Raw genomic sequence first — 13,823 nt, forward strand, 5'->3', positions numbered from 1 at the left:
CGGGCGGGTGTCGCATACCTGGCGACCCCCGCGGACCCCACAACCTTAGCGCCCCGGGGCCGGTCAGTCTTCCAGGAGGTCCTGGGCCCAGTACTCGTCGCCGGTGGTGCCGCGCGGCATGACGAACACCGCCGAACCGATGTGGAACGTCCACTCGTTGAGGCGGTCGGCCTCCGCCAGGCGTTCCTGGATCGGGTGGAACTGCTCCAGGGGATCCTTCTGGTAGCAGATGAAGACCAGGCCGGTGTTGGACGTGAAGCGCCCGTCCGGCTCCGGCGGCAGGTCGTAGTTGTAGACGCGACGCAGGATCTGCTGGTTCGGGTACTGCCGCGGCGGCATGGCGCGGGCGACGTGGCTGTTGCGGTCGATGACCGGCAGCCCGTACTCGTCGGTGGCCTCCAAATCGACCGGGTCGAACTCGTTTTCCTGGCCCAGGGGTGCGCCGGTGTCCAGCGTGCGGCCGGCGACCTCTTCGCGGCTGGGCCGGTCGAGGATGTCCCAGCCGTCGATGTCCATTTCGATGCGGCGCACCACCATCGCAGAGCCGCCGCGCAGCCAATCGGGGCCGGATTCGATCCACACGACGCGGTCGAAGTCGTTCTCCTCGCGGGGATTGACCGTGCCGTCGAGCTGACCGAAACGATTGCGCGGGGTCGCCGTCGGTTCCTTGGCGCCCTTGGCGTTGAGGAAGCCGGACTGCACCCACCGCACGTCCAGGTACGGTGCACCGTTTTTGATCATGAACCGCGCCGCGTGCGACAGCATCAGCGGATCATCGCAGCAGATCTGCAGGCACAGATCGCCGTCGTTCCATTCCTCGCGCAACTGGTCGGTCGGGTACTCCGGCAGCGGGTCGAGCCACTCGGGCTTGACGTCCTCGCGGTCGGCGGCAATGAAGAAGTTCGGGCCGAGCCCCAGCGTGAAGGTCAGGTTCGCCGGGGCCTCGTACATCTCGGGTTCCAGGTCGGTGCGCGGGGCCTCGCCCTTGGCCATGCGCCGCGCATCCTGCGTCCACACCCGCATGAGCCGGCGCAGCCGGGTCCGGTCGACGTCGTCCTTGATGTCGAACGCGATCAACCAGAGGTTGGCCGGCGCCGGGGTGGCGATGCCCGCCTGGTGCTCGCCGTCGAACTCGACGGTCTGCGTCTGCAGCGGGGGCAGCTCCGGTTCGTCGGGCTCGCGTTCGAGCCCGATGGCGGCGGCATTTCCCGCGGCGGCGACGCCGAGCGCGCCGGCCCCCGCGCCCGCCCCGAGTCCGGTGAGGAAACGGCGGCGGGACAGGTTGCTGCTCATGGGGGTGATGCTCCTGGTTCTCGATGTGCTGTGGTGCCGGCCGGACCCGTCCGGGCCCGGCCGAACCGGGATGGTGGTCCCGGCTTTTGCGGCCTAGTGTCCGGCGTGCTCGTCGTCGCCGGTGTTCATGTTGGTCATCTGGCCGTCCTCGCCCATGCCCGGGTTGGACAGGGACCCGTCCGGCGCGTAGTCCTCCTCGCCGGCCGGCTGGACGCGGACCTCGATGTCCTGGGTCAGGGTCGAGCCGTCGGAGAACTCCAGGACCAGGGTGTACTGCTCGCCCTGCTCCATGGCCTCGCCGTTGTCCATGATCATCAGGTGGTCGGCGCCCGGGGCCATTTCGTGCTCGCCGCCGGCCGGGATCGAATGGCCGCCCTCGACCTCGACCATCTTGCCGTCGGTGACGGTGTGCTGTTCGAAGGAGGTGCCCTCGGCCAGGCCCTCAATGCGGAAGGAAACGAGGTCGAGGTCTTCGTCGGTGTGGTTCTTCAGCACGCCGAAGATGCCGGTCATCTCCTTGTCGGCCGGCTTCTCCTTGATGTAGGACTCCTCGAAGGTCACGGCGGACGACGCCTCGGCCTCGGTGGAATCGGCGGACGTGGTGGCGCTGCCGTTGGCGGCGGTGGTGTCCGCGGAGTCGTCGGCCGAGCATCCGGCGAGGACGAGGGCGATCGCGGCGGAGCCGGCGACGAGGGCCTTGGTGGTGCGGTGGAGCTTCACGGGGATCAATCTGCCTTTCGGTTGATGACGGCCACTCCGGCGACGACGGAGAGGATCACGGCGATCAATCCGCCGCCGGCGATCCATGCCCACGTGGGCACGCCGCCTTCCTCTTCCTGGGTGTCCCCGGCAGCCGCGGCGTCGGGGGCCTTCTCCTCCGCCGTGCCGACCTTCTGGTCGCCGACGGTGAAGGACAGTTTGCCGCGGGTGGAGTGCCCGTCTGACGAGGTGATCTGGAATCCGACGACGTAGTCGCCGGGACCCGGGTCCAGTGATTCGGGAACGTCGACGGCGATGACCTGTCCGTCCAGCGTCGGCTGTTCGGTGAACAGCACCTCCTTCGAGTCGGCGTCGCTGAGCGCCACCGTGTTGAAGGAGTCGCGCGGGACCCCGGAGAAGGTCATCTCGATGCGCCGCGGGAATTCGTCCAGCGTCTGGCCATCGGCGGGCACGGAGGCGATGACGGAGTCATGTGCGTGGGCGACGGGCGCCTGCTCGGCCCCGCCGAGTGCGGGCGCGAACGCCAGCCCGGTCGCGAGCGTGGCGGCGATGGCCGTACGCCCGATGAACTTGTTGCGCATGTGCACCGGCAGTGTCCTCCATGGCCGCGGGCGGCCGCGTCGATTACGGGATTCGGGTGAATCGGACGTCATCGCCCGATCCGGTGAACTAGTCGGCGCATGAGCGCGATTGGTTCCCGTGATGATCGTTGATTCCCCGGCGAATACCCCCGAGTGTAACCGGAACATGCGTTAACTTCGATCACCCCATGGGTGATCCGCGCTACCCGCGACCCGGGCCGCGGGCGCACGAAAAAACCGCCGGAGGATTGACCTCCGGCGGTTGCGGTAGTCCCAACTGGGTTCGAACCAGCGACCTTTCCGGTGTGAACGGAACGCTCTTCCGCTGAGCTATGGGACTGCACGTAGTCGGGAGTTGCTCCCGCTTACGGGTGATTAAGTTAGCACGCCTTCCATCGGCGGCCTAATCGCATGTTCACCGCGTGTTTGGGCCGGCGCGGGGCCGGCATTGCCCGACCTCAATTGCTTGACGACGGTTCGCGCGCACCCCTCCACCCTTCACGAGAGGATGAGCGCCCACCTCCTCCACGAACGGGTGAGCGCATGAGCTTCAACCCGCCGCACCGGGCACCGCTCCTCCCAACACACCAGACACCAACCCAGACCCCCACCCAGACACCGCCCCAGACTGCGCCCCACACACGGCGCTCCACACGCTGCGCTGCGCGCTGCCCGATAGGCGAAACGGCTTACATCCAGGGGATTTGTGGATTTTCGGCGAATCCCGCTAATGTTCTTCTCGCACCGCAAGCGGGGCACGGGAGACCGGGCAAGCGCAACGGAATGCAGTGCGGATGTAGCGCAGCTGGTAGCGCATCACCTTGCCAAGGTGAGGGTCGCGGGTTCGAGTCCCGTCATCCGCTCGGATTTTCTCCGGAGCAACACCATCTGGTATAACTTCTGAGTGAATCACGAGAGGCGGCAACGCCACGGTGGAATGGCCGAGTGGTGAGGCAACGGCCTGCAAAGCCGTGCACACGGGTTCGATTCCCGTTTCCACCTCGCATCAAATTGCATAAGCAGTTTCTGCACAAGCGCGTTTAGCTCAGCGGGAGAGCGCTTCCCTGACACGGAAGAGGTCACTGGTTCGATCCCAGTATCGCGCACCAAGGCACTTGGTGCCTCAGGCGGATGTAGCGCAGCTGGTAGCGCATCACCTTGCCAAGGTGAGGGTCGCGGGTTCGAGTCCCGTCATCCGCTCCACTTCCCCGCCGGATCTTCGGATCCGGCGGGGATTTTGCATTGCCGGACTTTCCTTGCCCGGGCACCACGGCGAAACCCGCCACCGCGTCGATCATGCGGTGGCGGGTTCGTCGTCAAGCAATCGTGGCGTACTAGACGCCAAGGTCCTCCTGGCGGGCGCCGAGCTCCTCGTCGATGCGCAGCAGGCCATGGCCGTCGGCGCCGATCAGCTCGATGCGGCCGATGATGTTGCGGACGGTGTCCTCTTCCTCGATCTGCTCGTTGAGGAAGAAGTCCAGCAGCGGGCGGGAATCGACGTCGCGCTCGTCGGCGGCGAGGTTCCACAGGTCGCGGATGGAGGCGGAGACCTTCTCCTCGTGCTCGAGGGCGATGCGGAAGGCGTCGATGGCCTTGGCCACGTTGACCTCCGGCGCCGGGATGGCGCCCAGGCGGGCGTGGTTGTCCCGGGCGGCGAGGTGGTCGATGAACTTCTCGGCGTGGACGATCTCCTCCTCGGACTGGGCGCGCATCCACTGCGCCATGCCCCCGAGGTCGAGGCGGTCGAGTTCGATGGCCAGCTGGCGGTAGACGTTGGACGCCTGCATCTCCAGGGTCACCTGGTCGTTGAAGGCCTTTTCGAGCTTGTCGTTGAGTCGCATGCCGCAAGGATATGCGTATGCCGATAAATACGACAAGGATTATTCGGCTTCGCTGAGAAGGCTGGCCTAGCCTCGCACGGTTGGCGGGCGGGAGCCGGCAAACATAGGCTCGGCGATCATGAATGGCAGTGCACGCGGTCGCGGGCTGGAGTGGTTCGGCGACATCGGATCACCCGCCGGCGCGCCGGAGTTGGCCGAAGAGTCGCCGGTGGCCCGGTTCGTCGGCCCGTTCCCCGGCGTCACTCTCATCGCCGTCACCTCCCTCGACGGTCGCGGCGCGATCGACGGCGTCTCCGGCGGCCTGGGCAATCCCGCCGATGCCGCGGTCCTCGCGGCCCTCCGGTCGGTCTCCGACGTCGTCGTGGTCGGGGCCGGCACCGCCCGCGCCGAAAACTACGGCCCCGCCACTGCCCCGACGCGCCTCGCGGTGCTGAGCCGCTCCCTGGACATCGCCCCCGATTCGAGGCTTTTCGACGACCCCTCCAATCCGCCCCTCATTCTCCATGGCGGGGACGCCGATCCGGACCGTCGTGAAGCACTCGTCGCAGCCGGGGCCGAACTGATCGGCCTGCCCGGCACCGGCCCGGACGACGTAATCGGGGCGTTGCGGGAGCTCGGGCATTCCCGCATCGCGCTCGAAGGCGGCCCGGGCGTCTATCGGCAGTTCCTCGCCGCCGATGCCGTCGACCGGGCCTTCCTGACCCTGTCCCCCATGGTCGTCGGCGCGGGGCCCGCGACGCTGGGATCCGAGAGCAGCGTCGCGGAGAGCAGCGTCGCCGAGTCTGCGCTCGCTTCGGCGCTGCCCCTCGAATTCCGAGTGGAGGCCGCGGCGTTCTCCGACTCGCACCTTTTTGTCCGCTATTCCAGGGGTTGCGCCGGGTAGCTTCGTACCCGTGACTACCTCCCCGACGACGCTCGACGGCGCCCGCGCCCGGCGGATGGTGGCCCCGATGCTGTGGCCATTCGCGATCTTCATGATCATCCACCGCGCCTGGGCGCTGCCCCACCAAAGCGGCGGCACCGATGACTTCACCACGGTCTGGCGTGCCCTGGTTCGCTTCGGAGACGGCAACCTCGTCTACACCGCGAACTACGCCCACGTCGATCCGCATTACCTGTACTCCCCCGGCGGCACGCTGGCCCTGCAGCCGGTGACGTGGCTGGGCGATTACGACACCGCGCGAATGTGGTTCATCTTCGCGCAGGCGGCGGGCATCATCCTGGCCATCGTGCTGCTGCTGCGTCTGTGCCGCGTGCCCCTGACCAGCTGGATCGTCCCGTTGACGCTGTCGCTGGCGTTCCTCACCGAGTCGGTGACCAGTACGCTGCGCTTCGCCAACGTCAACGGCACGCTGCTGCTGGCGCAGGTGCTGTTCATCATCCTGCTGCTGCGCGACCGCCGCATCCTCGCGGGCGTCATCCTGGGCCTCGCCATCACCGTCAAGCCGATCGTGGCGCCGCTGCTGTTCCTCGCCTTCGTGCGCAAGGACTGGTCGACGATCCTCGTCGCCTTCGGCATCCCGGTGGCCTTCAACATCGCCGCGTGGCCGCTGGCCGCCGACCCGATGGCCTACGTCGAGCGGACCATGCCGTACCTGGGCGAGGTCCGCCTCCACGCCAACGCCTCCATCTCCGGCGAGCTCCTCTACTTCGGCGCACCGGAGCTGCTGGTCAAGCTGTGGCTCATCGTCTTCGCCGCCCCCGTCATCTTCGCGCTGATCCTGCTGCTGCGCTGGCAGTGGCGCGACGAGATTTTCTGGGCGCTGTCCACCTCGGGCGTGCTCATGACGGGCGTGCTGCTGCTCGGTTCACTGGGCCAGCAGTACTACGCGCTGCTGATCTTGCCGACGGTCGTCGGCGTCTTCCACGGCCTCTTCGGCGCCCGCGACGCCCAGGGCGATGCGCCGCGATCGGTGGTGCTGAACCTGCCCGCGGGCCTGGCCGTGACCATGTTCTACTTCAGCCTCAACTGGTTCATGGACGACTACGAGGTCGGCTCGCAGTTGTGGATCCAGGTCATGGCCTGGATCGGCTGGATGCTGCTGTGCCTGACCATGTTCGGGGCGCTGATCAAGTGGACGATCGAGGAGCACGCCGCCGGCTACGACTGGCTCGGCCGCAAAAACGCCGCGTCCTTCTTCTCCCCGCGCGCGGCCACAGCCGAGGGAACATCCGCCGCCCCCGCCGGCGTTGCACGGGGTGTACGGTCCGGCGGACGAGAGCCGGAATCGATGGAAAGGACCAGGGCATGACCGACCAGAACACCACCGGCACCGACGAGCCCGACACCACAGACTGGAACTTCACCGACGAGCAGTGGCGCGCCCGCCTCAACCCCGAAGAGTTCCGCGTGCTGCGCCAGGCCGGCACCGAGGCCCCCTTCGTCGGCGAATACACCGACACCGAGACCGAGGGCGTCTACTCCTGCCGCGCGTGCGGTGCCGAGCTGTTCCGCTCGACGGAGAAGTTCCACTCGCATTGCGGCTGGCCGTCGTTCTTCTCGCCGCTGGCCGGCAGCGCGGTCATCGAGCGCGTCGACGACAGCCTGGGCATGCGCCGCACCGAGGTCCTGTGCGCCCGTTGCGAGTCGCACCTGGGCCACGTCTTCACCGGCGAGGGCTACCCCACCCCGACCGACCAGCGGTACTGCATCAACTCGATCTGCCTCACTCTCGAGGAGAAGCCGATCGGCCAGTGAGCCCCCGGTAAACGGCGATGATCACGCCGACGCCGAGGACCAGGCCGGCCGCCGACGCAGCCGCGCCGATGGCCTCCGACCGCGGTTGGCCGGACGCGAATTCGACGATGAGCCACGTCGCGACCGCCGCCGCGATCGCCGCGGCCGTGGCGACTCCGATGATCCACGACGCCGATTTCCCCGCCGCGGGACGTGTCTGTCGTTCGGGCATCGCTTCCCCCTCGGGTGGCGCCGGATTGTTGTGGCCCCGAACCTACCATCGGGCCGGCCATCCCGCGCGCCGACTGCACCACGCTTGACGACGGCCACCGCCCCCGCACTCCGATCGGTGGAGTGCGGGGGCGGTGGTCGTCGTCAAGCCTGGGCGAAGGCCATGGCACGCGCCCGGCGGAAGGCTACGGGAGGGCGTTGATGATCTCCGCGACGTCATCGACGCGGCGGCCCGTGTGGAACGGGATCTCCTCGCGGACGTGGAGGCGGGCCTCGGTGTAGCGCATCTTCCACATCAGGTCGACGATGCGGTCGAGCTCCGGGCCCTCGAAGGCCAGGATCCACTCGTAATCGCCGAGCGCGAAGGACGGCACCGTGTTGGCGCGCACGTCCGGGTAATCGCGGCCGGCCTGGCCGTGCTCGGACAGGATGCGGCGGCGGTCGGCCGGCTCCAGCAGGTACCAGTCGTACGAGCGCACGAACGGGTAGACGGCGATCCAGCGGCCCGGCTCCTCGCCCATGATGAACGACGGCAGGTGCGACTTGTTGAACTCCGCCGGACGGTGCAGCGCGGCGTTGGACCAGTGCGGGGTCGACGCGCGGCCCAGCGGCGTCTCGCGCAGGAAGGCGTTGTAGAAGGCCTGGACGTCCTCCATCTTCTCGGCATGGACCCAGAACATGAAGTCGGCCTCGGCGCGCATCGCCGAGACATCGTAGAAGCCGCGGACGATGAGGTCGACGTCATCGGCCTCGTAGCGCTTGAGGAACTCGCGGGTCTGCGCGACCGCCTCTTCGCGGTCATCGCCCAGCGCACCCGGGGTCACCTTGAACGTGGACCACATGGTGTAGCGGATGGTGTCGTTGAGCTTCTTGTAGTCGAGCTTCGCCATGGAACGGCCGTCTCCTTGAAGTCGGTGGTGGTGTGGTGGTGATCGGTGGTGATCGGTGGTGATCGGTGGTGATCGGTGGTGATAAGCGTTCGGTGGACATCGTCCGGGCCGGGACGGGCACTGATGAACAGGCTACCCGCGCCTGCCCGGATGTCCCCTGCCCGGATGGCCCCGAGTGCTACGACAGGTCGTTGATGATCTTCGCCGCAGCGGCCTTCGCATCGGCGATGCAGGCGGGGATGCCGGGGCCGCGGTGCCACGCGCCGGCCGCGGCGACGCGCGGGACGCCATCGAGGTCGGCGTCGGCGAAGCGCATGAGCTCGCCGTGGCCGACGCCGTAGCGCGGGATGCCGCCCCACCAGCGCTGGACCACGACCTCCGCGGGCCGGGCGCCGAAGCCGGTCAGCGACTCCAGATCGACCAGCGCCTTGGCGGTGAGCTCCTCGTCCGACAGGTGGACCAGCGAATCGTCGCCGAAGCGGCCGAAGGAACCGCGGACGATGGCGCCTCCGCGCTCGCCGAGGTGCGGCCACTTTTTCGACGAGAAGGTGAACGCCTTGGCGTCGACGTCGGCGTCGGCCGCGATGAGGATGCCGGAGTAGTCCGGCAGCCCCTCGGCGTCATCGAAGCGCATGGCGACCACGGCCGAGGAGGCCAGGTCGATGCCGCCGATGATCTCGGCGGCGTCGGGTGCGACGCCGGCCAGCAGAGCGCCGGTGGCCGGGGCGGGCGCGGCGAGCACGACGGCGTCGGCCTCGATGACGCGGCCATCGGTCAAGGTCACGTCCTTGCCGCCGCCAGCGGCTGCGTCGGCGATCTTCTCCACGCCGACGCCGAGCTCCAGCTCGGGCGCGGCCTGCTCGACGAGGCGGTCGTAGACCTTGCGGTACCCGTTGCGGAAGGTGCGGAAGATCGGCGCGGCCACGGCCCCCGATGCCAGGCGGGCCTCGTTGGCCTCGGCCCGCTGGTCGAGCACGCGCTGCGCGGCGGCGGTGAGGCTCACCGGCTCGCCCACCTCGGTCATCGCGTCGAGCGCCCCGGCCAGCTGCGGCACGGTGGCGCGCAGGCCCAGATCATCGGCCAGGCTCGAGTACACGCCGCCGAGCAGCGGCGAGACCAGATGATCGACGACCTCGCGGCCCAGCCGCGACTCCACGAGCTGGCCCAGGTTCACGTCGTCGCCATGGACCCAGTGCAGCGGCGGCGTCGCCTCGGGGTCGGTCTCGGCGTCGATGCGGGCGCACGTGTCGTCGGAAAGCAATCCCCGAAGGCCCTCCGACGACGCGGGGACGCCCATGACCGTGGTGCGCGGCATGGAGCGCAGCTCATCGGCGGCGAAGATCATCGACGGCATACCGGACGGGGTGACCAGCTCGTCGCCGAGGCCGAGGTTTTCGAAGAAGTCCGTGGCGTCCTTGCGGAAGCCCAGGTACGCCTCCGCGCCGACCTCGATGGGGCCCTCGGCCGTGTCGACCGTGCGCAACTTGCCGCCCACGCGGTCCTCCGGGTCGGCGACGACGATGCGCGCGCCCGGGCCGAGGCCACGGCGCAGCTGATAGGCGGCGACGAGACCGGTGAGGCCGGCGCCGGCGATGACGACGGTCAGCGGACGGGCGCTCACAGCTCGTGCACCATCTTCACGGTGCGGGTGATGGCGTCGGCGTCGGTGTTCGGCGGCACGCCATGGCCCAGGTTGAAGATGTGCCCGCGGGCGGTGCCGCGCTCGATGGCGCGGTCGGCTTCGCCGCAGATGCGGCGGACCTCGGCCTCGATGGCGGCGTCGCCGGCGAAGAACATTGCCGGGTCCAGGTTGCCCTGCAGCACGCGGGCGTGGGAGGCGCGGTCGCCTGCCGGATCGGCGTCGGCCAGGGTGTTGGAGATGCGCTGGGCGGCGGCATCGAGCGGCACGCGCCAATCGACGCCGACGACCTCGGAGCCGGCCTCGGCCATGGCGCCGAGCAGCTCGCCGGTGCCCACGCCAAAGTGGATGCGCGGGATGCCGGCGTCGGCGACCGCCTCGAAGATCGCCTGCGAATGCGGCAGCACGTGGCGGCGGTAATCGCGCTCGGTGAGGAAGCCGGCCCACGAATCGAACAGCTGCATGGCGTCGATGCCCGCGTCGATCTGCGCGCGCAGGAAGCCGACGACGATCGGCGTGATGCGGCGCATCAGCTTGTCCCACAGCTCCGGCTCGGAATGCATGAGCGCCTTGGTGCGCTCGTGGTTGCGCGACGGGCCGCCCTCCACCAGGTACGACGCCAGCGTGAACGGGGCGCCGGCGAAGCCGATGAGCACCTGCTGGTCGGTGAGCTCGTCGAGGATGCGCGCGATGCCCTCGGCCACCGGGGCCAGGGTGTCCGGATCGAGCTCCGGCAGGCGGTCGATGTCGGACGCCGTGCGGATCGGCTCGGCGACGACCGGGCCGCGGCCGGCGACGATGTCCAGGTCCACGCCGGCGGCCTTGACCGGCACGACGATGTCGGAGAACAGGATCGCCGCGTCGACGTCGTGGCGGCGGACGGGCTGCATGGTGATCTCCGCCAGCAGCTCCGGGTCGAAGCAGGAGTCGAGCATGCCGACGTCCTTGCGGATCTCGCGGTACTCCGGCAGGGATCGGCCCGCCTGGCGCATGAACCACACCGGGCGACGGGACGGGGTGCGCCCGACGGCGGCCTCAAGGAACGGGGCGTCGGTCAAGTTGCGGCGATTAGACATGCCCCCATCATGCCCCATCCGGCATCGGCGACTCCGCCGCCCCCGTCGCGGCGCGCCTCCACTGCCGGGGCCGCCCCCGCCGCTACATTCAACCACCGTGACCGCCACCGAATCCGCTCCGCAGCCCTTCCGCGACGCCGTCGAGTCGATGCACGCCGCGCACGTGCGCGCCGAGATTTCGCTGGGCGACATCAGGCCCCCGCAGAAGCTGGCCCCGTTCAGCCACGCGGTCGGCCTGGAGGTGCTCCACCCGGAAACCGAGCTGGTTCCGGAGACGTCCGAGGGCGACGCCTTCGGCCGCCTGATCCTGCTCCACGATCCCCGCGCGGAAGAATCGTGGTCGGGGTCGATGCGCCTGGTCGCCTACATCCAGGCCGACATGGACGCCGACGTCGCCTCCGATCCCCTGCTGCCCCAGGTGGCGTGGCAGTGGCTGACGGAGGGGTTCGACGACTGCGGCGCCGGCTTCAGCAACCTCGGTGGCACGGTGACCACCACCAACTCGGTGCGCTACGGCGAGATCGGTGGCCCACCGGAGGCCTTCCAGCTGGAGATGCGCGCCTCCTGGACCGCGGAAGGCGTCGACCTCGCCCCGCACGTCGAGGCGTTTTCCCGCGTGCTGGCCAACGTCGCCGGCCTGCCGCCGGAGGGCATCTCCGAGCTGGGCCGCTAGTTTTCCCCGCTAGGTTGCGAACGCTTCTTACCAGTGCATCACCACATCCCGCGGTAGCCTAGGCCAACAAATGGCCCAGCCACTGCCTCCGAGGATTGCCCTTGCCTGCCGCATCAGCAAGCTGCCCGCCAGCGTGAACCAATCCCCAGGTCAATCCGCACAACGCCGTCTAAGACAAACTGCTGCACCATTGATACTCGCCGGTGGCCCTGGACCCGCACTGCCCGTCGTACGTGGCGCTGCCCCTCCACCAACCGATCGGTCACCTGTCCGAGCCACAGGCCAAGACGACCCATCCCCATACCCCTGAGTTCTGCAGCGTCAGGCGATCGGACAGAACCGCGTCGCGACGAAAACTAGAGCCTTCAGCCCGGAATGAGACAAAGCCATAGACCTGGCGGTGTCGTAAGGTCCGCGCTCTGGTCTTCGACGAGCCGGGGCTCTAAACGGTGTGCATGTCCTCGGGGCGAACAAGAACGCGAAAAAATTCGTGCGCGGCGACGGTGCCAGCTCGTTCGTCACCGTACTCGGAGACCACACCCCGGACGTCGACGGCACCGAACCGGCGAGGCTGCTCGACGTCGTCGAAGGCCGCTGAGCGATGGCACTCAACGCCAATCAGTAGGCCCACCTTTGGAAGCCGCATACCGCTCAAGACGCACACATCACGATGACAGTCAGCTACAGCGAGAACCACAGACTCAACGACCGCGCAAGTCGTTCATGTCACCTCCGGACATAACGACTAGGAGTTGGAACACGACGAACTTCCGCGGAGTAGCCAGACGTTGACGCCCAGGCACACGAGCAAGAAAACTCCAACAAGCAGGTAGCCTGCAGGAAGACTGGCACCTAGCGCTATTCCAACAACCGGCAACGCCAATATAGTAACGACGCCGATGATCGCTTGACGCAACGCACCGATTTTGCCCACGTCTCCGCCAGTGCCATCGCGTTGGAGAATAGTAATCTGCTGACTAGACGAAATCGCCACTCCAGCTCCGAGAATTACGGCTCCAATACATATGACCAACCGCCCCTGCGCACTCGTTACGATCCCCAACACAACTATTACCAAAGCCACAATCTGGGCGAGATATCCGTGGGAGATGCCCTTGCGCAGCGAATACTCGGAGGACCGATCGCCAAATCCAATCAACGCCACTCCGCCTGCGCCAAGCGCAAAAAGCGCATCTAGGATCCCCAACCACAGCAGGTCAACAAAGACACGCTCGACAAGTGGAGCCAGGGCAACGGTAAACGTTGAAATAGTCACAAAGTCTGCCCCAATAAGCAAAAGTGCAATACATCGCCTGGGTTCACCCGCGATGGCACGGAAAAGCCTAATCCAGCCAAATTTCTCTGCATTTCCACTATCGGGCAGAGAAGCGATGCCGAAGCGTGCAAATGCCAGCGCCACCGATGAAAGACCAAATGCTCCGGCGACGACAGCCAGTGAGGCATTGACGCCGCCTGAAGATAGAACGAAACCAGAAGCTGCTCCACCCAGGATCTGCCCGGCTTGCACGGACACCGTCCAGCGCAAGTTATATTGAGATAGGTCGGCAGGATCGATACTGCGAGCCCCTGCAGCGAATATGCCGGCCCGATAAAAGGGACGGAGGATATTGATTACGATCCCCAACACTACCGCCCCTACAGCGACAGAGCCGGGAACGATGAGATAGACGGACACCGAAATTGCAGCCAGCAGGGCTGACCACATACAGAGAAGCGCCGCATTAATTCGATCCGACAGACTGCCAGCCGCGACAGCCAGAACAATCGGCCCCAAGTATTCAACGATCACAACCGCCGTAAAAGCCGAAATCGAACCCGTAGCCTCAAATAGACCCTGACCGAGAGCGATCGCATAACCGCCCGAGGCGAAATTAAACAATCCAGATCCAGCTAATAGAAACGCCCCAGGAATTCTTAGTCGCGAACGCACGTGACCTCACCCCTCAACAGAAACGTTCCGAGATTAGCCTTTATCTGATACAAAGAATTAACGTAGAGGTCGACAAGGTAGACCCTTGCCACCATACGAAACAATTCGAGCATTTGGTAGCGACTGTCGCAATTAACAGCTTCCACCATCCCGAGAACAGGGTCCGAGTAAAGAGAAACTTCAGCTTGCATCAATGCCCGATTAATGCTCGATAACCCAGCAGCTTCTATCGCGACATTCCCAACTTAACG

13 protein-coding genes and 5 tRNA genes are annotated in these 13,823 nt (G+C 66.9%); 8 read left to right on the forward strand and 10 right to left on the reverse strand.

Annotated features, from left to right (window positions below; translation table 11 throughout):
- Positions 1 to 63 precede the first annotated feature (63 nt).
- From ACFWGD_RS00375 to ACFWGD_RS00390, 4 genes are all read right to left on the reverse strand, one after another.
- Entirely contained in the window at positions 64 to 1,293 is a 1,230-nt protein-coding gene (locus ACFWGD_RS00375) for a Dyp-type peroxidase (protein WP_377776549.1), read from the reverse strand.
- Between the two features lie 93 nt (positions 1,294 to 1,386).
- Complete coding sequence (locus ACFWGD_RS00380; RefSeq protein WP_377776550.1) at positions 1,387 to 2,013, reverse strand: copper chaperone PCu(A)C; 627 nt, start codon at positions 2,011 to 2,013, stop codon at positions 1,387 to 1,389.
- A gap of 5 nt (positions 2,014 to 2,018) precedes the next feature.
- A complete protein-coding gene (locus ACFWGD_RS00385; RefSeq protein WP_377776551.1) occupies positions 2,019 to 2,594 on the reverse strand; it encodes a copper resistance protein CopC in 576 nt (191 codons plus the stop codon).
- A gap of 268 nt (positions 2,595 to 2,862) precedes the next feature.
- A tRNA-Val gene (locus ACFWGD_RS00390) sits at positions 2,863 to 2,934 on the reverse strand.
- Between the two features lie 450 nt (positions 2,935 to 3,384).
- Between ACFWGD_RS00390 and ACFWGD_RS00395 the strand changes: the two genes are divergently transcribed.
- From ACFWGD_RS00395 to ACFWGD_RS00410, 4 genes are all read left to right on the forward strand, one after another.
- Positions 3,385 to 3,457: transfer RNA gene (locus tag ACFWGD_RS00395), tRNA-Gly, on the forward strand.
- Between the two features lie 68 nt (positions 3,458 to 3,525).
- Positions 3,526 to 3,596 (forward strand) — tRNA-Cys (locus ACFWGD_RS00400).
- 32 nt (positions 3,597 to 3,628) lie between these two features.
- Positions 3,629 to 3,703: transfer RNA gene (locus ACFWGD_RS00405), tRNA-Val, on the forward strand.
- An 18-nt stretch (positions 3,704 to 3,721) separates the two neighbouring features.
- Positions 3,722 to 3,797: transfer RNA gene (locus ACFWGD_RS00410), tRNA-Gly, on the forward strand.
- Positions 3,798 to 3,928: 131 nt separating this feature from the next.
- Here the strand turns inward: ACFWGD_RS00410 and ACFWGD_RS00415 are convergent.
- Positions 3,929 to 4,435 (reverse strand): ferritin, encoded by a 507-nt coding sequence (locus tag ACFWGD_RS00415; RefSeq protein WP_377776552.1) that lies wholly within the window; start codon positions 4,433 to 4,435, stop codon positions 3,929 to 3,931.
- A 118-nt stretch (positions 4,436 to 4,553) separates the two neighbouring features.
- Here ACFWGD_RS00415 and ACFWGD_RS00420 point away from each other — a divergent pair, with 118 nt between their 5' ends.
- The 3 genes from ACFWGD_RS00420 to msrB are packed head-to-tail and all read left to right on the forward strand — an operon-like array spanning position 4,554 to position 7,133.
- Positions 4,554 to 5,318 carry a dihydrofolate reductase family protein gene (locus ACFWGD_RS00420; RefSeq protein ID WP_377776553.1) on the forward strand — a complete coding sequence of 255 codons (765 nt, stop codon included), beginning with the start codon at positions 4,554 to 4,556 and terminating at the stop codon, positions 5,316 to 5,318.
- Between the two features lie 10 nt (positions 5,319 to 5,328).
- Positions 5,329 to 6,687, forward strand: coding sequence for a glycosyltransferase family 87 protein (locus ACFWGD_RS00425; RefSeq protein WP_377776554.1), 1,359 nt, complete (start codon positions 5,329 to 5,331; stop codon positions 6,685 to 6,687).
- Complete coding sequence (msrB, locus tag ACFWGD_RS00430) at positions 6,684 to 7,133, forward strand: peptide-methionine (R)-S-oxide reductase MsrB (RefSeq protein WP_377776555.1); 450 nt, start codon at positions 6,684 to 6,686, stop codon at positions 7,131 to 7,133. The genes ACFWGD_RS00425 and msrB overlap by 4 nt, the downstream gene beginning before the upstream one ends.
- Here msrB and ACFWGD_RS00435 read toward each other — a convergent pair.
- The 4 genes from ACFWGD_RS00435 to hemE form a co-directional block, all read right to left on the reverse strand.
- Complete coding sequence (locus ACFWGD_RS00435) at positions 7,102 to 7,344, reverse strand: hypothetical protein (RefSeq protein WP_377776556.1); 243 nt, start codon at positions 7,342 to 7,344, stop codon at positions 7,102 to 7,104. The genes msrB and ACFWGD_RS00435 overlap by 32 nt on opposite strands.
- Before the next feature lie 184 nt (positions 7,345 to 7,528).
- Positions 7,529 to 8,233, reverse strand: a complete 705-nt coding sequence (hemQ, locus tag ACFWGD_RS00440; RefSeq protein WP_377776557.1) for a hydrogen peroxide-dependent heme synthase — start codon at positions 8,231 to 8,233, stop codon at positions 7,529 to 7,531.
- A gap of 178 nt (positions 8,234 to 8,411) precedes the next feature.
- On the reverse strand, positions 8,412 to 9,854 hold the full coding sequence (hemG, locus tag ACFWGD_RS00445) for a protoporphyrinogen oxidase (RefSeq protein ID WP_377776558.1): 1,443 nt from the start codon (positions 9,852 to 9,854) through the stop codon (positions 8,412 to 8,414).
- Positions 9,851 to 10,948, reverse strand: a complete 1,098-nt coding sequence (gene hemE / locus ACFWGD_RS00450; RefSeq protein ID WP_377776559.1) for a uroporphyrinogen decarboxylase — start codon at positions 10,946 to 10,948, stop codon at positions 9,851 to 9,853. The genes hemG and hemE overlap by 4 nt, the downstream gene beginning before the upstream one ends.
- Positions 10,949 to 11,045: 97 nt before the next feature.
- Here hemE and ACFWGD_RS00455 point away from each other — a divergent pair, with 97 nt between their 5' ends.
- Positions 11,046 to 11,621 (forward strand): DUF3000 domain-containing protein, encoded by a 576-nt coding sequence (locus tag ACFWGD_RS00455; RefSeq protein WP_377776560.1) that lies wholly within the window; start codon positions 11,046 to 11,048, stop codon positions 11,619 to 11,621.
- A gap of 745 nt (positions 11,622 to 12,366) precedes the next feature.
- On the opposite strand, the gene ACFWGD_RS00460 is transcribed toward ACFWGD_RS00455, so the two are convergent.
- Positions 12,367 to 13,572 carry an MFS transporter gene (locus ACFWGD_RS00460; protein WP_377776561.1) on the reverse strand — a complete coding sequence of 402 codons (1,206 nt, stop codon included), beginning with the start codon at positions 13,570 to 13,572 and terminating at the stop codon, positions 12,367 to 12,369.
- Positions 13,573 to 13,823: the final 251 nt, after the last annotated feature.

It is taken from the genome of Corynebacterium sp. NPDC060344 (assembly GCF_042725215.1).
Taxonomy (GTDB): Bacteria; Actinomycetota; Actinomycetes; order Mycobacteriales; family Mycobacteriaceae; genus Corynebacterium.